The sequence below is a fragment of the Colwellia sp. MB3u-8 genome (assembly GCF_014076985.1).
Classification (GTDB): Bacteria; Pseudomonadota; Gammaproteobacteria; order Enterobacterales; family Alteromonadaceae; genus Cognaticolwellia.
Genome location: NZ_JACGVA010000058.1, coordinates 208762 through 231216, shown reverse-complemented (window position 1 = coordinate 231216; position 22455 = coordinate 208762). Strand labels below are relative to the sequence as shown.

At 40.1% G+C, this 22455-nt stretch carries 23 protein-coding genes; 22 read left to right on the top strand and 1 reads right to left on the bottom strand.

All coding sequences use genetic code 11. The features are described from left to right. The first annotated feature begins 2 nt into the window (after positions 1 to 2). From fliR to H4J54_RS05660, 17 genes are all read left to right on the top strand, one after another. Positions 3 to 788: a flagellar biosynthetic protein FliR gene (fliR, locus tag H4J54_RS05740; RefSeq protein ID WP_182189953.1), complete on the top strand. Its 786-nt coding sequence runs from the start codon at positions 3 to 5 to the stop codon at positions 786 to 788. Next, positions 788 to 1918, top strand: coding sequence for a flagellar biosynthesis protein FlhB (gene flhB, locus H4J54_RS05735; protein WP_182189952.1), 1131 nt, complete (start codon positions 788 to 790; stop codon positions 1916 to 1918). Before fliR ends, flhB begins: the two co-directional genes overlap by 1 nt. Before the next feature lie 350 nt (positions 1919 to 2268). Beyond that, positions 2269 to 4371 carry a flagellar biosynthesis protein FlhA gene (flhA, locus tag H4J54_RS05730; protein ID WP_182189951.1) on the top strand — a complete coding sequence of 701 codons (2103 nt, stop codon included), beginning with the start codon at positions 2269 to 2271 and terminating at the stop codon, positions 4369 to 4371. Between the two features lie 43 nt (positions 4372 to 4414). After that, on the top strand, positions 4415 to 5989 hold the full coding sequence (gene flhF / locus H4J54_RS05725) for a flagellar biosynthesis protein FlhF (RefSeq protein WP_182189950.1): 1575 nt from the start codon (positions 4415 to 4417) through the stop codon (positions 5987 to 5989). 370 nt (positions 5990 to 6359) lie between these two features. Beyond that, positions 6360 to 7202, top strand: coding sequence for a MinD/ParA family protein (locus H4J54_RS05720; RefSeq protein WP_182189949.1), 843 nt, complete (start codon positions 6360 to 6362; stop codon positions 7200 to 7202). Between the two features lie 297 nt (positions 7203 to 7499). Further along, positions 7500 to 8216 (top strand): RNA polymerase sigma factor FliA, encoded by a 717-nt coding sequence (locus tag H4J54_RS05715; RefSeq protein ID WP_404851888.1) that lies wholly within the window; start codon positions 7500 to 7502, stop codon positions 8214 to 8216. Positions 8217 to 8268: 52 nt separating this feature from the next. Then, entirely contained in the window at positions 8269 to 8652 is a 384-nt protein-coding gene (gene cheY / locus H4J54_RS05710) for a chemotaxis response regulator CheY (protein WP_182189947.1), read from the top strand. A gap of 27 nt (positions 8653 to 8679) precedes the next feature. Beyond that, positions 8680 to 9423, top strand: coding sequence for a protein phosphatase CheZ (locus H4J54_RS05705; protein WP_182189946.1), 744 nt, complete (start codon positions 8680 to 8682; stop codon positions 9421 to 9423). A 13-nt stretch (positions 9424 to 9436) separates the two neighbouring features. Beyond that, positions 9437 to 11551, top strand: coding sequence for a chemotaxis protein CheA (locus tag H4J54_RS05700; RefSeq protein WP_182189945.1), 2115 nt, complete (start codon positions 9437 to 9439; stop codon positions 11549 to 11551). 56 nt (positions 11552 to 11607) lie between these two features. Next, positions 11608 to 12729, top strand: coding sequence for a chemotaxis response regulator protein-glutamate methylesterase (locus H4J54_RS05695; RefSeq protein ID WP_182189944.1), 1122 nt, complete (start codon positions 11608 to 11610; stop codon positions 12727 to 12729). Next, positions 12722 to 13468: a flagellar motor protein gene (locus tag H4J54_RS05690; protein WP_182189943.1), complete on the top strand. Its 747-nt coding sequence runs from the start codon at positions 12722 to 12724 to the stop codon at positions 13466 to 13468. Before H4J54_RS05695 ends, H4J54_RS05690 begins: the two co-directional genes overlap by 8 nt. Next, a complete protein-coding gene (locus H4J54_RS05685; RefSeq protein ID WP_182189942.1) occupies positions 13465 to 14460 on the top strand; it encodes a flagellar motor protein MotB in 996 nt (331 codons plus the stop codon). Before H4J54_RS05690 ends, H4J54_RS05685 begins: the two co-directional genes overlap by 4 nt. Positions 14461 to 14472: 12 nt before the next feature. After that, a complete protein-coding gene (locus H4J54_RS05680; RefSeq protein WP_182189941.1) occupies positions 14473 to 15249 on the top strand; it encodes a ParA family protein in 777 nt (258 codons plus the stop codon). Positions 15250 to 15253: 4 nt separating this feature from the next. Further along, positions 15254 to 16102 (top strand): chemotaxis protein CheW, encoded by an 849-nt coding sequence (locus H4J54_RS05675; protein WP_259367117.1) that lies wholly within the window; start codon positions 15254 to 15256, stop codon positions 16100 to 16102. Between the two features lie 86 nt (positions 16103 to 16188). Beyond that, positions 16189 to 16683 (top strand): chemotaxis protein CheW, encoded by a 495-nt coding sequence (locus tag H4J54_RS05670; protein ID WP_182189940.1) that lies wholly within the window; start codon positions 16189 to 16191, stop codon positions 16681 to 16683. A gap of 57 nt (positions 16684 to 16740) precedes the next feature. Beyond that, positions 16741 to 17220, top strand: a complete 480-nt coding sequence (locus H4J54_RS05665) for a DUF2802 domain-containing protein (protein WP_182189939.1) — start codon at positions 16741 to 16743, stop codon at positions 17218 to 17220. 168 nt (positions 17221 to 17388) lie between these two features. Then, positions 17389 to 18189, top strand: a complete 801-nt coding sequence (locus tag H4J54_RS05660; protein WP_310650147.1) for a VacJ family lipoprotein — start codon at positions 17389 to 17391, stop codon at positions 18187 to 18189. Positions 18190 to 18249: 60 nt separating this feature from the next. Here the strand turns inward: H4J54_RS05660 and H4J54_RS05655 are convergent, their stop codons facing one another. Continuing rightward, a complete protein-coding gene (locus tag H4J54_RS05655) occupies positions 18250 to 18558 on the bottom strand; it encodes a DUF6170 family protein (RefSeq protein ID WP_182189938.1) in 309 nt (102 codons plus the stop codon). Between the two features lie 528 nt (positions 18559 to 19086). Between H4J54_RS05655 and ribE the strand changes: the two genes are divergently transcribed. The 5 genes from ribE to ung all read left to right on the top strand — a co-directional run bounded on the left by ribE (position 19087) and on the right by ung (position 22252). After that, positions 19087 to 19551 (top strand): 6,7-dimethyl-8-ribityllumazine synthase, encoded by a 465-nt coding sequence (ribE, locus tag H4J54_RS05650; protein WP_182134850.1) that lies wholly within the window; start codon positions 19087 to 19089, stop codon positions 19549 to 19551. A 12-nt stretch (positions 19552 to 19563) separates the two neighbouring features. Next, on the top strand, positions 19564 to 19980 hold the full coding sequence (gene nusB / locus H4J54_RS05645; RefSeq protein WP_182189937.1) for a transcription antitermination factor NusB: 417 nt from the start codon (positions 19564 to 19566) through the stop codon (positions 19978 to 19980). Positions 19981 to 19998: 18 nt separating this feature from the next. Next, complete coding sequence (gene thiL / locus H4J54_RS05640; RefSeq protein ID WP_182189936.1) at positions 19999 to 20970, top strand: thiamine-phosphate kinase; 972 nt, start codon at positions 19999 to 20001, stop codon at positions 20968 to 20970. Positions 20971 to 20972: 2 nt separating this feature from the next. Next, positions 20973 to 21443, top strand: coding sequence for a phosphatidylglycerophosphatase A (locus tag H4J54_RS05635; RefSeq protein WP_182189935.1), 471 nt, complete (start codon positions 20973 to 20975; stop codon positions 21441 to 21443). Between the two features lie 116 nt (positions 21444 to 21559). Continuing rightward, positions 21560 to 22252 carry a uracil-DNA glycosylase gene (gene ung / locus H4J54_RS05630; protein WP_182189934.1) on the top strand — a complete coding sequence of 231 codons (693 nt, stop codon included), beginning with the start codon at positions 21560 to 21562 and terminating at the stop codon, positions 22250 to 22252. The last annotated feature ends 203 nt before the right edge of the window (positions 22253 to 22455 follow it).

Genomic DNA, 22455 nt, shown 5'->3' with positions numbered 1-22455 from the left:
CCATGGAGTTCACAGAGTCAATTATTAATCAAAGTATGGCTGATTTTTTGCTACCGTTTACGCGTATTTCAGCCATGGTGATGTCAATGATAGGCTTAGGGGCAAAAGCCATTCCTGGACGGGTGAAATTGTTTTTTTGCTTGGCAGTCACGGTCGCGGTTATGCCAGCATTACCGCCTGCTCGCGTTGATAATATGTTTTCATTGGCAACCACACTGCTCATTGGTGAGCAAATGATTATCGGCATCATGCTCGGCTTTGTCACCGTGATGGTGGTCAATACTTTTACTTTAGCGGGCCAAATTATCGCGATGCAAACGGGGTTAGGTTTTGCCTCGCTTGTTGACCCCGCTAGTGGCACAAGCGTGCCGGCTGTAGGTCAGTTCTTTTTAATTTTATCATCATTATTATTTTGGACAATGGATGGCCACTTAGCTTATTTACAGTTTGTTGTTGCCAGTTTTGACACTATTCCTATTCCTGCCCCAGAATTTTCCAGTATCAAATTTAAAGAAATCGCCCAATGGGGTGGATGGATGTTTGCCACCGCATTGTCACTCGCCATTGCACCTTTAACGGCGATGTTATTAATTAACTTTTCATTTGGCATTATGACGCGAGCAGCGCCGCAATTGAATATTTTCGCTATTGGTTTCCCTGTCACCATGTGTGCAGGATTATTAATTATGTGGTTAACCATGGGTAATTTTTATAGTCATTTTGTTATGCAATGGCAACGGGCTTTAGATTTTAGCTGTTATCTTATCGATTGTGGCGCTGCGCCCTAATGGCTGAATCTGATAGCGGTGAAAAAACCGAAGAGCCCACGGCGAAAAAACTTTCTGACGCGAGAAAAAAAGGCCAAATAGCGCGTTCAAAAGATTTAGGTACTATGTTTGTTTTAGTCGGCAGTGCTGCGGCATTGATGCTGATGGGCAATTCTTTGGTTGAAGGCCTAGCAAAGATGATGACTCGTCTGCTGAGTCTAAGTCGGAAAGAAACCATGGATGTGCATGCTTTGTATCAAGTGATCAGTGATAGTATCAGTGCGATAACTGTGCCTTTTCTTTGGATACATATTATTATTGTTTTTGCGGCCTTAATTGGCAACATGCTGCTGGGTGGTATCAGTTTTTCTTGGGAAGCCATGGCACCAAAAGCCAGTAAACTTTCGCCTATGGCTGGCTTTAAACGCATGTTTGGTGTGCAATCTTATGTTGAACTTATTAAATCAATTCTTAAGTTTTTTGTGGTTTTTATTTCAGCGTATTTATTACTGAGTAGTTTGTTTGGCCAAATATTGAGTTTAAGTACGGAGAATATTCCGGATAATTTTGCTCATGCGGTGTCATTACTGATGTGGATGTTTTTAGCCTTAGCATTTTCAATTGGCATTATCGTGGTTATTGATGCGCCATATCAGGTCTGGAATCATAATCGGCAATTAAAAATGAGTATGCAAGAAATTAAAGATGAAACGAAAAGCTCTGAAGGTAGCCCAGAAACAAAAGGTCGGATTAGAAGGGCGCAATATGAAATGTCACAACGGCGCATGATGCAAGACGTACCCCAGTCTGATGTGGTGATCACTAACCCAAGCCATTATTCAGTAGCGCTTAAATATGACACCGAAGCGGGTGGCGCACCGGTATTAGTCGCTAAAGGCATAGATGAAATGGCCTTACATATTCGTACCATTGCCAAAGAGCATAATATTGAGGTTGTGGCATCTCCGGCTTTGGCCCGATCTTTATATTACACCGCAGAGCCCAATGAAGAAATTCCAGAACAATTATTTGCGGCAGTAGCACAAATACTGGCATTTATTTTTCAGTTGAGTGCCCATAAAAAAGGTCAGGCGCGCCGACCCAAACCTGTAGCCAAAAACTTACCCATTCCAGATGAATTTCGCTATTAATCCTGAGGTAAAAAAGGTCGAGATTAGCTTTCAGCTTTTAGTAAAAAGACATCGCTGTTGGCCGTTAGTAAAACAATTAGCCATCAGTTGTTAGTAAAAAATATGGGACAGTGTTAAGCAATAATCACCCAAATCCACATCAGCAGCCATAGGTGCTATCTAGTTTGGACTAACTGTTGACCTACAATAAAATTTTGTCGTTTATGCATTACGGATTTTTTTATATGAACAAGGACTTCAATGGTGATAATAAAAAATGCAAAATAAAAATTATTAAATTACAAAAGTAATAACATTGGTCTGATTATTGCTAATTACAAGACACGTCAAAAAATTATCCTTAGGCACTCATGCAGTTAGCCGCAACTTTTAATAAGTTAAAGAAACAAAAACTTAACCTACTTTCGGGTTTAGGTACGCCGTTCCTCGTGATGGCAGCGCTCGGTATGGTGATTTTGCCTATGCCGGCATTTTTGTTGGATATTCTTTTTTCCTTCAATATAGCCTTGTCTCTGGTGGTTTTATTGATCACGGTTTATACCTTAAAACCGCTTGAGTTTGGTTCATTTCCAGCGGTATTGCTGATTGCGACTATTTTACGTTTAGCGCTCAATGTTGCCAGTACCCGAGTGGTATTACTTGAGGGGCATGAAGGCCCCGATGCGGCAGGGAAAGTTATTGAAGCCTTTGGCTCGGTTGTTATTGGTGGCAATTACGCGGTTGGTTTAGTCGTTTTTGCCATTTTGATTATCATCAACTTTGTGGTTGTTACCAAAGGTGCAGGGCGCATTGCAGAGGTAACTGCGCGCTTTACTTTAGACGCTATGCCAGGTAAACAAATGGCGATTGACGCTGATTTAAATGCCGGTTTTATCACCGCAGATGAAGCTAGAGAACGCCGAGTTGAAGTCACCAGTGAAGCCGACTTTTATGGTTCAATGGATGGTGCGAGTAAATTTGTTAAAGGTGATGCCATTGCGGGGATTTTAATTCTCTTTATCAATATTGTTGGTGGTTTGATTATTGGTATGGTGCAGCATGATCTTTCGTTTGACAGTGCGGTGGAAATTTATACCCTACTGACGATCGGAGACGGTTTAGTGGCACAAATTCCAGGGCTATTGCTATCAGTAGGCACGGCAATCGTGGTTACCCGCCAAAACACCTCTCAAGATATGGGCGAGCAAGTTAGTAGTCAACTTGGCCAAGAAAAATCACTTTATATTGCTGCAGGTGTGATGTTTGTTATGGGCATTGTGCCTGGAATGCCACATTTTGCTTTTTTAACCTTTGCGATATTAATCGCGGGGGTGGCATTTTTTAATAGTAAATATAAAGCAGCGGCGGCGGCACAATTAATTGAACAAGGTCAGGCGGCAGAAGTTGAAAGTCAGCAACAAGAAGCCGAAGTTAAAGACCTAGGATGGGATGATGTCAATCATGTTGATATTATTGGCCTCGAAATAGGCTATCGCTTAATTCCTTTGGTGGATAAAGCTCAAGGTGGAGAGCTACTTAATCGCATTAAAGGCGTGAGAAAAAAGCTTTCGCAAGAATTTGGCTTTTTGGTACCCGCAGTGCATATTCGCGATAATTTAGACTTAGATCCTAACAGTTACCGGATATCACTTATGGGAGTCACGGTAGGTGAAGCCGAAATTCGCCACGATCAAGAACTGGCTATTAATCCAGGTCAAGTATTTGGCAAGCTTGATGGTGTTGCAACAAAAGACCCTGCTTTTGGCTTAGATGCGGTGTGGATAAAAAAAGAGCAACGAGAACACGCACAATCATTAGGCTATACGGTGGTTGATTCAGCCACGGTATTAGCAACACATTTAAGTCAAATTTTAACTAATAATACCGCACAGCTATTAGGGCATGAGGAAGTTCAAAACTTACTTGATATGTTAGCTAAGAGTTATCCTAAATTGATTGAAGGCCTGATCCCTGATGTCTTGTCATTAGGCACTATTGTAAAAGTACTACAAAACTTAATGAATGAAGGGGTGGCTGTACGTGATATGCGTAGCATTATTCAAACCTTAGTTGAGTATGGTCCTAAGACTCAAGACCCTGACGTGTTAACGGCGGCGGTTCGGATAACCTTACGAAAATTCATCGTGCAAGAGTTAGTTGGACCTGTGGTAGAGGTACCTGTCATAACTTTGTCACCAGAGTTGGAACAGATGTTGCATCAGTCTATGCAAATGGCTGGAGATGATGGCGCAGGTATCGAACCAGGTTTAGCAGAAAGACTACAGAAATCTTTGACCGATGGTGCACAACAGCAAGAAATGGCTGGCGACACACCAATTTTATTAACGTCAGGCATTTTACGTGCAGTTTTAGCTAAATTTGTTAAATATACCATCCCGGGATTACGGGTGATTTCTTATCAAGAAATTCCAGATGATAAGCAAATCAAAATTGTTAGCGCTATCGGCCAGTAAAAAATACTTCAAAGTAAGTTGTACTGAATTATAAGGGTTGGCGATGAAAATTAGACGTTATGTAGCAAAAGATATGAGAAGCGCACTCGCACAAATTAAAGAAGATTTGGGTGTTGATGCCGTAATTATGTCTAATAAAAAAATTGCTGAAGGTGTCGAGTTAATGGCTGCGGTTGATTATAACCAAAGTGTTAAGCCTGCCCAATCACCAGTATCTGAGCACAGCAAAGCGAGTACGGCTGCCAATACCCAGCCGACTCATCAAGTTGACCGATTCGACAGTGTTGAAGATACGGTAGCCATTAGTAGCGCACCTCAGTCAGCAGAAACGTCAACAGCTTTGCCAGCGGATAGCTTAGCCGCGTTACTCAACCGACAAGTACAACAAAATGGCTATGATAAAGCGCCAGCAACACAGGCATTTAATAGTCAAATAGCCAGCTCAACTCGTGAGGTTAATCATCAAGCGGACAACAAGCCTGGTGCTACACCACAAGATATTGAACAACAGTTTAAAAACTTCACTACGCGTTTAGAGCAAACTACTGAAGTAGACTCATCTGAGCACGCGGGCAACCAACAAGCAGATACTCCCCAGTATGGGTCAAACAGTTCAAACCTTAATAACTCGCTTGACTCATCAACACCTGCAGCTAAGCAAGTGGCTTCACGTGGCGAACGTCAAATAAGTGGCAGTGAGTTTGATCATATGCAAAAAGAAATGTCATCTATTCGTCAGCTGTTAGAACATCAAATGTCAGGACTAATGTGGCAAGATATGGCGCAAAAAGATCCGATGCGCGCTGTGTTGGTTAATAAATTAATGGCGATGGGTCTTAATGAACAAGTGGCAGATCAAATTGCGGGTTACATTCCAGCCAATAGCCTTGAAAAAGATGCATTTGAGCAAGCAAAACATATTATAGCGCAACAATTAAACACCACTAACAATGATATTATTCAACGTGGTGGCGTGGTTTCTCTTGTTGGGCCAACAGGCGTGGGTAAAACCACCACTATTGCGAAATTAGCGGCCCGCTTTGCTCAGCTGCACGGCGCCGACCAAGTGGTATTAATTTCTACAGATAGTTATCGTATTGCTGGTTTTGAACAGCTTGCTACTTATGGTCGTATTATTGGTTGCCACGTCAAATTGGCCAATGACGGCGATGAACTAGATAGCTTGTTACAACAGTTCTCACAAAAAAAATTAATATTGATCGATACTGCCGGTATGGGACAAAGAGATATGCGTCTAACTGAGCATTTGACTACCTTAATCTCAAATGCTCGTGTTAGAATTCGTAATTACTTAGTATTAGCGGCTAATACGCAGCAGCGTGTTATGCAAGAAAATGTTGAGCGCTTTAAACGTATTCCTTTAGCGGGCTGCATTTATACTAAATTAGATGAAAGCCTAAGTGTCGGTGAAATTATAACCACATCATTACAAAACGGTTTAGCTATTGGTTATCTTACTGATGGACAAAGAGTTCCGGAAGATATTAAGGTTGCAAATGCTGAAAAATTGGTTACGCTAGCAGACAGAATGGCCACTAAATATCAAAAGTCAGGGACTGTTTCTTGGCGTAATCCGGTATCAGCCGTCGCAGTATAGATCGCGGTATAGTTAGGCCGAGCATTGATGCCAATTGAATTTAGCCAGCAACTATAAGTCAGCAGTTATCAGTGAGCATCAATATTCAAGAGCATAGGTTTATTGCTTCAGACTAAAGGTAAGTATCTACCTACCTCAGTTTAGTTTGGCGCTTGATTGATTCTTACATGGCCGTTCATAACCATGCAGGGTTTTACAGCATTAAGTTAATCTTTGTACGTCGAGGTAAACCAGTAGAACAATGCAGGAGCATATTGTCGAGCAATAGCTAGCGTATGTGATTAAACACAACGTAGGTATTGGATGATGAGGTAGCCTTAGAATGACCGATTATTTATTGCAATGGGTATTACATAGAGAAGTTATATAGATGATAGATCAAGCGAGTGGCTTAAGAAAAATGAAAAATCCCCAACCCATAAAAGTCATCGCCGTTTCTGGCGGTAAAGGGGGTGTTGGTAAAACTAATGTCTCATTAAATACTGCCATTTCTTTAGCTAAATTAGGTAAGCGGGTGTTAGTACTAGATGCCGACTTAGGCTTGGCTAATGTTGATGTTATGCTAGGTTTGCGCGTAAAACGTAACCTGTCGCATGTGCTATCGGGTGAATGTGAACTGGATGATATTATTATTCAAGGTCCTGCAGGCATTAATATTATTCCTGCGACATCAGGCACTCAATCTATGGTGGATTTAACCCCAGCTGAGCATGCCGGGCTTATTCGTGCTTTTAGTGATATGCAAACCAAATTTGACATTTTAATTGTTGATACCGCGGCAGGTATCTCAGATATGGTATTAAGTTTTTGCCGTGCATCACAAGATGTTTTATTGGTCGTGTGTGACGAACCCACCTCAATTACTGACTGTTATGCCTTAATGAAATTGTTAAGCCGAGATCATGGGCTATTCAAGTTTAAGGTGGTGGCAAACATGGTGCGCACCCCGAATGAAGGTAAAAATTTATTTGCGAAATTAGCGAAAGTCACTGACAGATTTTTGGATGTCACTTTAGAGCTTGTTGCCGTTATACCTTATGATGAAAATATTCGTAAATCTGTTAGAAAACAACAAGCGATTGTCGAGGCATATCCTAACTCGCCAGCGTCAATTGGCCTTAAAGCACTGGCCAAAAATATTGTTAGCTGGCCAGTGCCACAACAAGCCTCAGGGCATTTAGAATTTTTTATTGAGCAATTACTAGAACAATAAAGCTGTGTATGAGCTTTATACTTGAAGCTATGTATGAGCATAACGACTAAGCAGGGTTGCAATTGAACAATCTGTGGTGTTTTTTTTGCATGAGTTAAGCAAGCTTTAGCTATATCAAGTGGGTAGGTTTTTTACCGCCGGTTAAAGGTCTATCGTTAATTTTTAACTAACTATAGTCGGCCAGTGTAAACTAGCATATCTACCTAATATGCCTGTCGCCTTGTTAACTGAAAGACTAATCTATAGCCGAAACTAAAATGAAAAACCTACAGGCCCTATTTAATAAACAAGTGAGTTATCGTGTTAAAAGTACATACTTATAGTGTTGATAAATCGGCCTTGCTGGAGCGACACACAGTACTCGTAAAGCGCATTGCTTATCATTTGCTTGCCCGACTACCGGCCAGTGTTTTGGTTGATGACCTTATTCAATCAGGCATGATAGGCTTGCTTGAAGCGGCAAATAATTTTGATAATAGCAAAGGTGCTAGCTTTGAAACCTTCGCGGGTATTCGTATTCGTGGTGCCATGCTTGATGAGATTCGTCGGGGTGACTGGGTTCCCCGCTCAGTGCATAAAAATAGTCGCATGATCAGCGAAGCCATAAAAAGCTTAGAAGCGCAATATGGCCGCGACGTTACCGATGTTGAAGTTGCTGAAAAACTTGAAATTTCAATCAATGAATACCATCAGATACTTAATGACGTGAGTTCAGGAAAAATTCTCGGTCTTGATGATTTAGGTGTTAGTGACGATGTGATTGAAATAGCCCACAGTCATCAGCAAGATGAACCTTACGCTAACATTGAACAGAGTTTCTTTAAAAAGTCATTAGCCGAGTGCATTTCTTCTTTACCCGAGCGTGAAGCTTTAGTACTGTCCTTGTATTATGACGAAGAGCTTAACCTTAGAGAAATAGGCCAAGTACTTGATGTGAGTGAATCACGAGTAAGTCAAATACACAGTCAAGCGATGCATAGATTAAAAGCTCGTATGCAATCGTGGCAAAGTTAAGTAGAATATTAAAAATATTGTGAAATTTTAAATGCTATCACTGGAGGGTGTCTTGGAAAAAAATATGAAAGTGCTTGTTGTTGACGATTTTTCAACAATGAGACGTATAATCAAAAACTTGTTACGCGACTTAGGTTTCACCAATATATCAGAAGCAGATGATGGTAATACTGCGCTGCCGATGCTGAAAGCGGGTGATTTTGATTTTGTTGTTACCGATTGGAATATGCCGGTTATGCAAGGGATAGATTTACTTAAAGCCATTAGAGCGGATGAAAAACTATCTCATATTCCGGTATTGATGGTGACTGCAGAAGCGAAGAAAGATCAAATTGTCATGGCAGCTCAAGCGGGAGTTAATGGCTATATCGTTAAACCTTTTACGGCTGCAACCTTAAGCGCAAAGCTTGATAAAATTTTTCAACGTCTAGGTTAATTACCAACTTTTACACAAGGCTGTTATATGAGTAAATATACTAGTATCCATGTTTCTTTAGAACAGGCTAAATTGTTGGTTAAATACCTTGAGGCAGATCAGCAAAACAAAGCGGATGAGTTAATTGCAGAAATTCAAAACCCAATTCAAACTGCATTGTTTGAAGAAATAGGTAAGTTAACTCGCGAATTGCATAATTCATTGAATAACTTTCATTTTGATTCACGTTTGAATGATTTAGCGACTGCTGACATTCCAGACGCTAAAGAAAGATTGAATTTTGTTATTGATCGTACCGAAGAAGCGGCTAATAAAACCATGGATGTTGTTGAATCAATTTTTCCAGTGGTTGGAAATATTAAACAACAAATCAATAACGTTAATCCGCTGTGGCATAAATTAATGCACAATGAGCTTGATGTTGCTGAGTTTAAAGCATTATGTCGAGATATTGATGTTTTACTGACCACAACAGAAAAAGAAACCAGCAAAATTCATGGCTTAATGACTGATGTTTTGATGGCGCAAGACTTTCAAGATCTTACCGGCCAAATTATTCGCAAAGTTATTGATTTAGTTTGTGAGGTTGAAGACAGCTTAATAAATATGCTTACAGCCTTTGGTATGGCTTCCAAACAAGATCAATCGAAATACCTACCAAAATTAGGTGAAAACTTAGTTGAAGGTCCGATCGTTAATCTTGGAAATCGTAAAGATGTTGTTTCAGATCAAAACGACGTTGATGATTTATTATCAAGCTTAGGTTTTTAATAGGAGTGACTAAATGTCATTTGCACAAGATGATGAAATTCTTCAGGATTTTTTAATTGAAGCTGGGGAAATACTTGAGACCTTGTCAGAACAATTAGTTGAGCTTGAAAATGATCCTGAAAATGCGGAATTACTCAATGCCATTTTTAGAGGATTTCATACAGTAAAAGGTGGTGCTGGCTTTTTGTCACTTGCTGAGTTAGTTGATGCCTGTCACGGTGCGGAAAATGTTTTTGATACCTTAAGAAATCAGCAAAGATCCGTTACCTCTTCATTAATGGATGTTATTCTTAAAGCGCTCGACACCATTAATGAAATGTTTGCTCAAGTACAAAATAAAGCGCCATTAAGCCCTGCAGAGCCAAGTTTGTTAGCCGAGTTACATCGACTATCTCAGCCGGAAGGACAAGCAGAGTCTGTGGTAGAAAATGCGCTTGCAACGGCTGATGAAAATATACCGGCAGCCGATAGTAATTCAAGTGACGAAATGTCAGAAGATGAATTTGAACGCCTATTAGATGAACTTCATGGTAGTGGTGTAAAAAAAGCCAGTGCGCCTGCGCCTGTCGTTGAGCAGCCAACAACATTGAGTAGTGATAGTAGTAATGATATTTCGGATGATGAATTCGAATCATTACTGGACGAACTGCATGGCCAAGGTGCATTCTCTCCTGCGGTGACTCCAGCGCCTGCTAGCACAGCAAATTCAGCATCGGCTGATGAAATAGATGATGATGATTTTGAGTCGTTATTAGACGAACTGCACGGCAAAAATCAACGACCTAAAGCTCAAGCACCAGCAAAACCTGCTGGAGCAGTTAGCGCTGTTACAAAAGCGGCAAGTGTTCCTGCGGCGAATAAGATTACGGCTAAACCGGCAGTAAATCAACTATCAGCAAGCGCTGACAAAAAAACCGCACCGGCAAAGCCTGCTCAAGGCGAAACAACGGTGAGGGTTGATACCAAACGACTAGATCAGATCATGAACATGGTCGGCGAGTTAGTGTTAGTGCGAAACCGTCTAGCGAGTCTAGGCATGACAAAAGAAGATGAAGAATTAACCAAGGCCTTGTCAAACCTAGATGCGGTCACGACTGACTTGCAAGGCGCTGTAATGAAAACGCGTATGCAACCCATTAAGAAAGTGTTTGGCCGTTTTCCTCGTGTGGTACGAGATCTAGCCCGTAGTCTCAATAAAGAAATTAAACTTGTTCTTAAAGGTGAAGAAACAGATCTAGATAAAAATTTAGTTGAAGCTTTAGCCGATCCTTTAGTGCATCTTGTGCGCAATTCGGTTGATCATGGTATTGAAGCCCCTGATACTCGTGAAGCCGCTGGTAAGCCACGAGAAGGTATTGTGCTATTGTCAGCATCACAAGAAGGCGACCATATTCTGCTCACCATTCGTGATGATGGCGCTGGCATGAATGCTGACAAACTAAAAGAAATAGCCATAAAGCGTGGTGTTTTGGATGCCGACGCTGCAGCACGTATGTCTGATAAAGAAGCCTTTAGTTTAATTTTTGCCCCTGGATTTTCAACAAAAACCGAAATTTCAGAAGTATCAGGCCGTGGCGTAGGTATGGACGTGGTGAAAACAAAAATCACTCAGCTAAATGGCACAGTCAGTATCGACTCAGAAATAGGTGTTGGCACCATACTTGAAATTAAAGTGCCATTAACGTTAGCCATATTGCCAACCTTAATGGTGGTGATTGGTCAACAGACTTTTGCCTTACCCTTAGCCGTGGTTAATGAAATATTTCACCTTGATTTAACTAAAACTAATGTAGTTGATGGACAGTTAACGATCATTGTTCGTGAAAAATCTATCCCATTATTTTATCTTGATCAGTGGCTAGTCCGTAATTATGTTGAAAAATCACGAGAGCTGGGTCATGTTGTTATTGTGCAGTTAGGCAACCAGAAAGTTGGCTTTGTTGTTGATAGTTTAATTGGCCAAGAAGAAGTGGTTATTAAACCACTAGACAGATTATTAAATGGTACGCCAGGTATGGCTGGAGCAACAATAACGAGTGACGGGGGTATTGCCTTAATTATTGATGTACCTAATATGCTTAAGTTTTATGCAAAAAAATCGCTAGTGAATAAAAAATTACGTTCATAATATCCATGGGTAATACCTGTGGTAAACACATAATCACGACAGGAAATAGATTGTAAATGTCATTTAAAGTATTAGTAGTTGATGACTCCAGTTTTTTTCGACGCCGAGTAACCGATATCCTCAATGAAGATGTTAATCTTGAGGTTATCGGTGTTGCTATTAATGGTATTGATGCAGTAGAAAAAGCTATTGCTTTAAAGCCTGATGTAATCACTATGGATATAGAAATGCCGTTATTAAATGGCATTGAAGCGGTTAAACAGATCATGGCAAAAGCACCAACGGCCATTATTATGTTTTCTTCATTAACCCATGACGGCGCTAAAGCGACGCTTGAAGCACTAGATGCTGGCGCGTTAGATTTTTTGCCGAAAAAGTTTAACGAAATAGCTAAAACGACCGAAGACGCCGGTAGTGTATTACGTCAACGCGTTAAGCAATTAGCTAGAAAAAAAATGGTTAGAGCCGCACGAGTTTCAAGCTTTCGCTCACGAACTGTTGTTGAGGGAAAAGCTAAGGTCAGTCATGCAACTCCCCCCAATGTAGCCACAAAAACGACCACACATCAAAACCTGACCTTTAGAAAAAGCTCTGGCAAAAAGTATAAATTACTTGCCATAGGCACTTCAACTGGAGGCCCTGTAGCATTACAAAAGTTGTTAACTCAATTACCTGAAGACTTCCCGCTACCTATCATTATGGTGCAGCACATGCCGGCTGCATTCACCTTAGCTTTTGCTAACCGCTTAAATGGTCTCTGCAAGATAAAGGTTAGCCAAGCGAATTCAGGTGACATCTTAAAACCTGGTCATGCCTATTTAGCGCCAGGTGGTAAACAAATGATCATTGATGGGACAGAAAATGCTGCAAAACTAAGAATACTTGAAGACAACTCGGAACGAATGGCTTTCAAACCGAGTGTAGATATTAGTTTTGCTTCAGCTGCTAAAGTTTTTGGTGGCAATGTGTTAGGTATTATATTAACCGGAATGGGTGCTGACGGTCGCGAAGGCTCACGATTATTAAAAAGTAAAGGCGCAACTATATGGGCACAAGATGAGGAGTCTTGTGTTGTTTATGGTATGCCGCAAGCGGTTAAAGTTGCCGGAATCTCTGAACTATCAATGAGCCTTGAAAGCTTTCCAGCTGTAATTCTTAAGGAAATACAGCATGGATAAACTGAGTGTAGCCGGGCTTCTTATTGCCATTTTCGCTATTTATTTTGGTTTTATTATTGATGGCGGTGCTATATCTTCGTTGCTGGAATTGCCTGCCTTCATTATTGTTTTTGGTGGTACGCTCGGTGCTGTTATGTTGCAGTCATCACAAAGTCAGTTTTTGCACGCCATAAGCTTACTAAAGTGGTTGTTTGTGCCCCCTAAATACGACATTGAACAGGGCATTGAATCGATTGTGCTTTGGGCTGAAAAAGCACGAGAATCTGGTTTTTTGTCGCTAGAATATATTGCCGAAGAAGAGAATGACTTTTACGTTAACAAAGGCTTAAATTTGCTTGTTGACGGTGTAGAGGTTGACAACTTAAGGGTTTCATTAGAACTTGATTTAGATTTATACCGTGAACATAATTTACGCTCTGCTCATGTTTTTGAGTCTATGGGGGGCTATAGTCCAACCATCGGAATTTTAGGCGCCGTGCTGGGGTTAATCCATGCCATGTCGAATTTGGCTGACCCGCAACTTTTGGGGCAAGGCATAGCCACCGCATTTGTGGCCACTATTTACGGTGTAGGTTTTGCCAACTTACTTTATTTACCGGTCGCTAATAAAATAAAAGCCATAGTACACGAACAAACTATGTATCGTGAAATGATGACAGAAGGTTTGATTGCCATTGCCTTAGCAGAAAACCCACATGCCATTGAAAATAAACTGTCGGCATTTCGGTTGGAGCAATGAGCCGCCTACGCGCCAGACGTCACCTAGTAGAGCATGAGAATGTTGAGCGTTGGTTAGTCTCTTATGCTGACTATATGACCTTGTTATTTGCGCTTTTTGTCGTGTTATATGCCATGGCGATAGTCAATGACAAACCGTTTGAAAGCGCGACAGAATCTCTAGGTCGTGTATTTCAAGCGCAGGAAGAACAAACTAAAAATCGCGGTCATGGCGATGACATCTTACCGGTTAATAGTGTAAAAAATAAACAGATATTGTTTGGTGATGCTATTGTAGATGTCGCTGAACCTGCCATTGTTTCAGGTGACGTAACTTTATCTAGTGTCTCAGATGCTCAAGTGGGTAGCAGCTTAAGGTCTTTAGAAAAAGATCTTCATGAAGCCTTATATGAACTAGTTGAATCCGGTTACGCGCAACTGAAAATTGATGGTGATTGGTTGGAAATTGGATTAAACAGCAGTTTATTGTTTCCAAGTGGCTCGGCGTCGCCGACCAATGGCGCAAAAGATATTTTATTGGTTATCTATCAAGTTATTGCCGAGACCAACAACTATATTAGGGTTAGAGGTTATACCGATAATCAAGCGATTAAGACCGAAATTTTTTCCTCTAATTGGGAGTTATCAGTATTTAGAGCAACCGCAATTTTACGGACCTTAGAAGCCTTAACCTTAAACCCGGCTCGCATGGCTATTGAAGGTTACGGTCAGTATTATCCAAGTGCTGACAATACGACAATTGCTGGGCGGGCCAAAAATCGTCGTGTCGTTATTGCGCTTTCTAAATACGGCTTAGAAAAAGCCAAGGTAGTGGCCACCCCCACCATTTCAGAAAAAAATGGAGCGGTAATTAACCGCATTAGCACATCAAAGGCCGATGATGAGATTCGTATTATCGAACTTGATAATGGTGGTATTCGCATTACCACCCGAGCTGAGACTAAGGCTAACAATGAAGCCACTAAGCCATCACAAGAAAAAACTAATGAATAATAGGAATTCCACTTGGTAGTTTGGACAGTCGCAAATCAAAAAGGTGGTGTCGGTAAAACGACCACAGCCATTGCCTTAGCTGGTTTATTAGCTGAGCAAGGAAAGCGCGTGCTTTTAGTTGATACCGATCCTCATGCTTCATTAAGTTATTATTTTGGTATCGAGTCTGAAGACCTAGAGCTCAGTGTTTATGATTTGTTTTTACAGGTGTCTACCAAAGAACAGATCATGCAAAGTTTATGTCCTACGCATTATAGTAATATCGACATACTCCCTGGCACAATGGGCTTAGCAACACTTGACCGTGCACTTGGCAATAAAGGCGGCATGGGCTTAGTGTTAAAAAAAGTGATGTCTGCAATCGAAGGTGAATATGATTATGTTTTGATTGATTGCCCGCCGATTTTAGGGGTGTTGATGGTGAATGCATTAGCGGCTAGTGATAGAATTATAGTGCCAGTTCAAACTGAATTTTTGGCACTCAAAGGTTTAGACCGGATGATGAAAACCTTAGAAATTATGCAAGCTCAACATCCTTTGCCGTTTAACTATACCATTGTCCCTACCATGTTTGATAAACGCACTAAAGCATCAAGAACGACCTACCAAAAATTGCAAGACCTTTACGGCGAGTTTATTTGGCCCTCAGTTGTGCCAATTGATACTAATTTTCGTAATGCCAGTGTTGCCCAGAAGGTACCTTCAGATTATGCCGCAAAATCTCGTGGTATCATTGCTTATAAAAATTTATTAAAATATCTCATTAACTTAAACACAAAGAGTAAGTAAGCCGATGTCAAAGTCTTTAGCTGCAAGTAAAAAACTTATGCAGACTTATTTGTCAGAATTGCTTACTGAAGAAGAAGTAGAGCAAAAACCAGCACTGCCGGTTAAAGAAAGACAATGTCAGCCACTAGAAAAGTTACTGAGTAGTGCTACTTTTCCAAAGGTTTTTACATCAAAGGATAACGAGAAATTAAGTTTAACTAAAGCTGACAGTCAAGGTTCAGTTCAAGACGCTACGATTAGCCAAAGCGATATAAGTGATGCAGGGGGTCAAACAGTCCAGAACAAAGTAGCCGCTAAAATTGCACTGAGACAGTCAGTAATAAACCCGGTTGACCTTAATGAAAAGCTAATTACAACCCGTAAAAGCACTGATGCAGTGGTAGATACTCAACAACACAGTTATCGCCAAGGCGACTTTCAGGCGATGTTTTTCGAGGTCGCTGGTTTAATGATTGCCGTGCCACTAATCGAGTTAGGTGGTATTCATAACACAGATAAAATCACGCCGCTGATGGGTAAGCCTGACTGGTTTAAAGGTGTTATGCTTCACCGAACAGCAAAAATTAATGTGGTTGATACCGCTTTATGGGTTATGCCTGAAAAGTGTGATGAAGCATTAGTTTCAGCACTTAACTACCAATATATTATCATGTTAAATGATTCATCTTGGGGTTTGTCAGCTGAAAAATTGGTTGATACGGTAACGCTCAAGCAAGAAGATGTTAAATGGTTAGATACCCGAAACAAGCGTCCTTGGCTGGCAGGGCTAGTAAAAAACCGGATGTGTGTACTGTTAGACGTTGAATCTTTAATTAAGTTATTGGAAAAAGGTGTAAATATAACTCAAGAATAATTGATGAATGTAAACTTGCCAGTATACTGAGAGCCTAAGTGTTCTAGTCATTAGAATAACAACTAAAATTTAAAGAGGTCAGCAGTATGTCTGATGAAAGATGCAATGCAAGCGAACGTGTAAACATCAATGATGAAATACTACAATGGGTAACGTTTAAGCTAGATCGAGAAACATACGGTATCAACGTTATGCAAGTGCAAGAAGTGTTACGTTACACTGAAGTAGCACCTGTACCGGGTTCGCCAATATATGTTATGGGTATTATTAACCTGCGTGGTAATGTTGTTACCGTTATTGATACACGTAAAAAATTTGGGCTTGAGTCTGCTGAAATAAACGACAATGCTCGCATCGTGATCATTGAAGCTGAAACACAAGTTATTGGCATTTTAGTTGATAGTGTTGCGGAAGTTGTTTATTTAAAATCATCAGAGATGGATGTAGCACCCAATGTGGGCAATGACGAAAGCGCCAAGTTTATTCAAGGCGTGTCTAACCGAGATGGTGAATTACTCATTTTGGTTGATCTAAATCAATTACTCTCTGACGAAGAGTGGGATGAACTAAAGCAATTCTAATTTTAGCCAATAAGCCTGCTATAAGTAGGCTTTATTTCCAGGAAGCCAATTAAACTTATGGAAAATATATCTGCTAACCTGATCAGCTTAATTACATTCGTCATTGTGATACTCCTTGTCCTGTTATTAGTGGCGCGAATAGTGGTGCGAAAAAATAGTTTTGCCCAAAAAATCGATGAATTACAACAACAGGTAAATAGCCAAGAAATACAAGTGTTAGAATTACAAAATTTGCTTGCCAGACAGCAATCGCAGTTAGAAATCAATCAAGAGCATTGCACTGAGTCACAAATAGAAAACGAACAAGTTAGCAAGCAATTAGAACACCGGATTAAAGTGGCTCAAGAACAATTCAATAACCAATTTCAAAGTATCGAACAACTGTTACATCAGCAACCTGAAGATAAATTATACACTCGAGCACAAAAATTGGTTGAGCTAGGTGGAGACCTTGCTGAAATAATGCGAGAGTGTGATATTCCTAGAGCTGAAGCTGAAATGTTGCTTTCTATTCATCAAAAAAAAGCGGTAAAATAGTGCTATTAGTATAAAATATCGTATTTAAACGTTACATTTTACGTAAAACCTTAAACGCTCTCGTGATAAAATGCACCATAGAGAAATTTTATTTTTAGCTTTATAACCTATATGCTTTATAACCTATATGTATATATTGCTTAATGGTTATAAGACAAGGATCCTGTAGTGAATAGAATAAAAAAAGTTGCCTTGAAAACCCAGTCAACACTTAGCTTAAAACTCTTGCTAACCCTAATGTTTTCGTTTTTTTTAACGGCTTGTTCGACAACGCCTTCGTCAGAGCAAACTTTATCTGATCCAAAAGATCCGCTAGAAGTGATTAACCGACCTTTTTGGACTTTTACCTGGGATTATGCAGACAAATACGTCTTCAAACCAGCATCACAAGGCTATGTTGAATACATGCCGACAGACTTGCGCAGAGGTGTTCATAATATGGCACTGAACCTTAATGAACCTTCAACAATCATTAATGATTTATTACAAGCAAAGTTTACTGATGCAGCAAAGTCCACCGGACGCTTTGTTTTGAATTCTACCATTGGCTTATTAGGCTTTTTTGACCCAGCAAGTGATTTTGGTTGGAACCGAAAACAAGAAGAATTTGGCGAGGTACTTGGCAGTTATGGTGTGGGTGATGGCCCTTACTTGGTTGTGCCCGCGCTTGGCCCTTCATCGGTACGTGAAGAGGTAGGTGATTTTGTTGACCGCTATTACTGGCCACTTGCCGTTATCGATTTTTGGCCTAATATATTACGCGCTGGTATTTTAGGCTTGGAAGCTCGAGCGTCGTTTGCTGATCAAGAAGCTATTTTAAATGATGCCATCGACCCTTATGTGTTTGTTAAAAATGCCTACTTTCAAAATATGCAGTTTAGAGTTTATGATGGAAACCCACCCATTGAAGTTAACCAAGCTGAAGAAGCCAATATTGACGCTTATCTAGAAGAGCTTGAAAATATGTAGCTTTAATATTTTTAATCAAGACTGCTGTTAGGAATAAACTGAAGAAGTAGAAAAAGCGAACTAAAGTTCGCTTTTTTGGTATTGATCAACGGCTTTATCTAAGTGCTTTTGTGTAAAAAATAACATAATAGGTCTTAACAGCAAAAAATAGGCAATCAGCACCAGCACAACCGATGCCGCCAAGGCAAAACCTTGTAGATTTGCGATAAAGAAAAATGGTGGTATCAGCAGTGATAACTTAATCATATTCAAAATAAACTTTTCAGGCGGAGACAGTTTTGCTTGCGCTAAGGCTAGAATAGCTTGTCGTTGATGTAAGCTAAATAACTGCAAGGCTGGTATTTTATTGGCAGAAAAATAAATAGTCATAAAATTTCAAGTAAATATGCGCTCAAACTATAGGTAGCGCTATCATACAAAAATGACACTAAATGTGCCATGGGCAAATACGATAGTGAGTGATTTATTAATATGCTTGCTGTTTATTTTAACCCAAAGCTAAGAGTACAAAGATAGCGCTAAGCTTTAAGTTAGCAGCGAGCAGTAAAAAAGTAGCGCTCAGCTATCACTAAAGAACACTAACATGGTTACAACAGAACTCGTCATTCTGAGCGCTTAAATCTGATTGAAAGCTGAGCGCTAATAACGTAAAAATTCCCTAAACACTATTTGTAAGCCAACATTTATGCCATTAAGTTAGCTGATAAATTAGCCGACAAGTCTCTGTAGAAATACTAAATAAAAATGATGGTCTTGAGCCTAAGCCACATCCGCCGGTAAGAAAGGTAAAATATCGACTTTAGATGCAAAGTTTCCGATAAATTTGTCAAAACGAGTTCCTCAGTCGCGTGCAATTTGCTAGAATTGCGACAATTTTTATCAGTAGGTGATTTTTAAATGAATATCATAGAAGCTAACTTTGATGCAACCGGTAAGAAATTCGCGATTGTTGTCTCTCGTTTTAATAGTTTTGTTGTTGAAAACTTACTTGAAGGCGCCGTAGATACACTTAAACGCCATGGTAATGTTGCCGATAGTGACATTACCATTATCCGTGTTCCTGGTGCCTATGAGTTGCCAGTAGCGGCTAAAAAAGTTGCTGCGAAAGGTGGATACGATGGCATTATTGCTATTGGTGCCGTTATTCGTGGCGGTACGCCGCATTTTGATTTTGTTGCTGGCGAATGTAATAAAGGCCTAGCACAAGTTGCTATGGAATATACTCTACCAGTGGCATTTGGTGTTATTACCACCGACTCTATTGAGCAAGCTATTGACCGTGCCGGCCTTAAAGTAGGCAATAAAGGCGCTGAAGCAGCATTAAGTGCTTTAGAAATGGTTAACGTGCTCGATAAGTTATAACAGGATATTTTTGTGAAACCATCACCTAGAAGAAAAGCCAGAGAGTTAGCAGTACAAGCAGTGTATTCTTGGCAACTAAGTAACAACAACATTGCTGAAATTGAATTGAATTTTTTGACTGAAAATAGTGCTCGTCGTTTTGACATTCCCTATTTTCAACAATTGTTCCGTGGAATTTCAGCACAAATTAGCAGTATTGATGAAAAAATCTCTCCTCATGTTGACCGTCCATTAAAGGATGTTGACCCGGTTGAAAAAGCGATTTTACGCGTCGCGGTGTTTGAATTATCTGAATGCCTAGATGTGCCTTATCGTGTCATTATCAATGAAGCCATTGAGTTAGCAAAATCATTTGGTGCAGATGATAGTCATAAGTTTGTCAACGGTGTTTTAGATAAAGTTGTTAAGCTTGTTCGCCCGAACGAATAGTCATAATTTGGTTGTAATATGAAAGAGTTTGAATTGATCAGACACTTCTTTAGTGAGCAAGTGATCAAGCGCAAGGATGTGGTACTCGGTATTGGTGATGACTGCGCTATAGTCAGCCCTGCTGAGCGTCAAAATATTGCAATAACCACAGATACCTTAGTCGCTGGCGTTCATTTTCCTCATGAAACCAGCGCACGCGCTATTGGCCATAAATCAATAGCAGTGAATCTATCAGACCTAGCGGCAATGGGCGCTGAACCTAGTTGGATTTCTTTGGCGATCACTATGCCAGAAGTCGATCTAAAATGGATTGAAGACTTCTGTCTTGGTGTCTTTGAGTTGTGCGAATATTATAATGTGCAACTCATTGGTGGCGATACTACGCAAGGGCCTTTGAGTATTACTGTTACCGCCCAAGGTTTAATACCGATAAATAAACATCTGACCCGTTCAGGCGCCAAAGCCGGTGATTGGATTTATGTTACTGGTGAAGTGGGTGATGCGGCATTAGCCCTAAAGCATATTTTACATGAGGTAAATGTTGCACCTGAATATCGAGAAAGTGTGCAGCACAGTTTAGATTTTCCAACACCGAGGATCTTGGCTGGACAGGCACTTCGTGGCTATGCCAGTGCGGCGATAGATTTATCTGATGGTATTATTTCAGACTTAGGTCATCTTTGTGCCGCCTCTCAGGTAGGTGCTAATATCATATTAGATCACTTGCCAATTTCTCAGGCATTACTCGCTACGGTTGGGATGGAAAAAGCCTTTGAAATGGCACTCACGGGTGGTGATGATTATGAATTGTTATTTACGGTATCTGAAGACAACAAAGTGGGCATTGAAACGGCTTTAGCAAATTCCAGTAACACGATAACCTGCATTGGCCAGATTAATCGCAGTGAAAAAATAACCACCACTTTAAACCGTAAAGCTGTTGCTATTAAGACTAAAAGCTTTGAACACTTTTCTAGCGCTAAAGAGTGATGATGAAAAATTCTACGGCAAATTTTAGACTATCAAATCCAATCCATTTTTTGGCTCTAGGTTTTGGTAGTGGTTTAGCACCTAAAGCACCGGGTACTTTTGGTACCTTAGCCGCCATTCCACTATTTTTGCTGTTTGCCCCGCTTAACCATACGCTTTATTTAACCTTGTTAGTGGTGATGAGTGTTGCAGGTATTTATATTTGTGGTAAAGCAGCAACTGATGCAGGGGTTCCTGATCATGGCGCGATAGTGTGGGATGAATTTGTTGGACTTTTGATCACTATGTTCTTGATGCCATTAACATGGCAGACAATACTGGTGGGTTTTATCTTATTTCGCTTTTTTGATATTCTCAAGCCTTGGCCGATTTCCTATATTGACAAAAATTGCCATGGCGGACTAGGTATTATGCTTGACGATATAGTCGCGGGTATTGCGGCTTGGGCTTGTATGATGCTAATTTTTTACTAAGCTAATAACGAGTCAATAACCTATCACTAGAAAAGCCAAAGAATGTATTCTTTGGCTTTTTCATTTGTAGATAAATAGGCTTTATTTAAAAGATTCGCTACTTAAAGAGTAATAATATGACTCAGTTAAAACCACAATGGCAAAAAATCATAGCCCATGAGCAACAACAAGATTATTTTCAACAATTAGCGAAAGAAATTGCTCAGCAAAGAGCGAATGGTGAGGTGATACTGCCAGGTGAAGAGGATGTTTTTAATGCTTTTTCTACCCTTGATTTACCCAATGTGAAAGTGGTTATTCTAGGCCAAGACCCTTATCATGGCCTGGGTAAAAGTGGTGAATCACAAGCACATGGTTTAGCTTTTTCGGTGCGAAAAGGCATTAAAGTGCCACCTTCTTTAGTTAATATCTACAAGGAGCTTAAGCAAGACATTACTGACTTTAGCACACCCCATCATGGTTATTTGCATGAGTGGGCACAACAAGGTGTTTTGCTGCTCAACACTGTGTTGACCGTTAAGCAGGGACAAGCACACTCTCACGCTAAATTGGGTTGGGAAGAGTTTACCAATAAAATTATTGCTGAAATTAATCAGCACAATACCGGCTGTGTCTTTTTACTCTGGGGCAGTCATGCGCAGAAAAAAGGTAAAAATATTGATCAGCAAAAACATTTAGTATTAAACGGGCCGCACCCATCACCACTTTCGGCTTATCGAGGTTTCTTCGGTTGCCAACATTTTTCTAAAGCTAACCTATGGCTAAAAGCACACAATAAAACCGCCATCAATTGGCAAATTAGCGATTAAAAAGTCGTTGTTATTGCTCGCTTTTAAGAAAATTATTTCACTTTATAGCGATTACTAACATTTATTTTCAGCTAAGGCTTAAAATCAATCATTAAAGGTAAATTTTTTCTTTAATATGTTTTTTTGTAAATTTAATTTGCTATTAATCTTATTTTATTGGTTTTTTGTTTTACAAAGTAGCAATAATGCTAGTATGTTTTCAT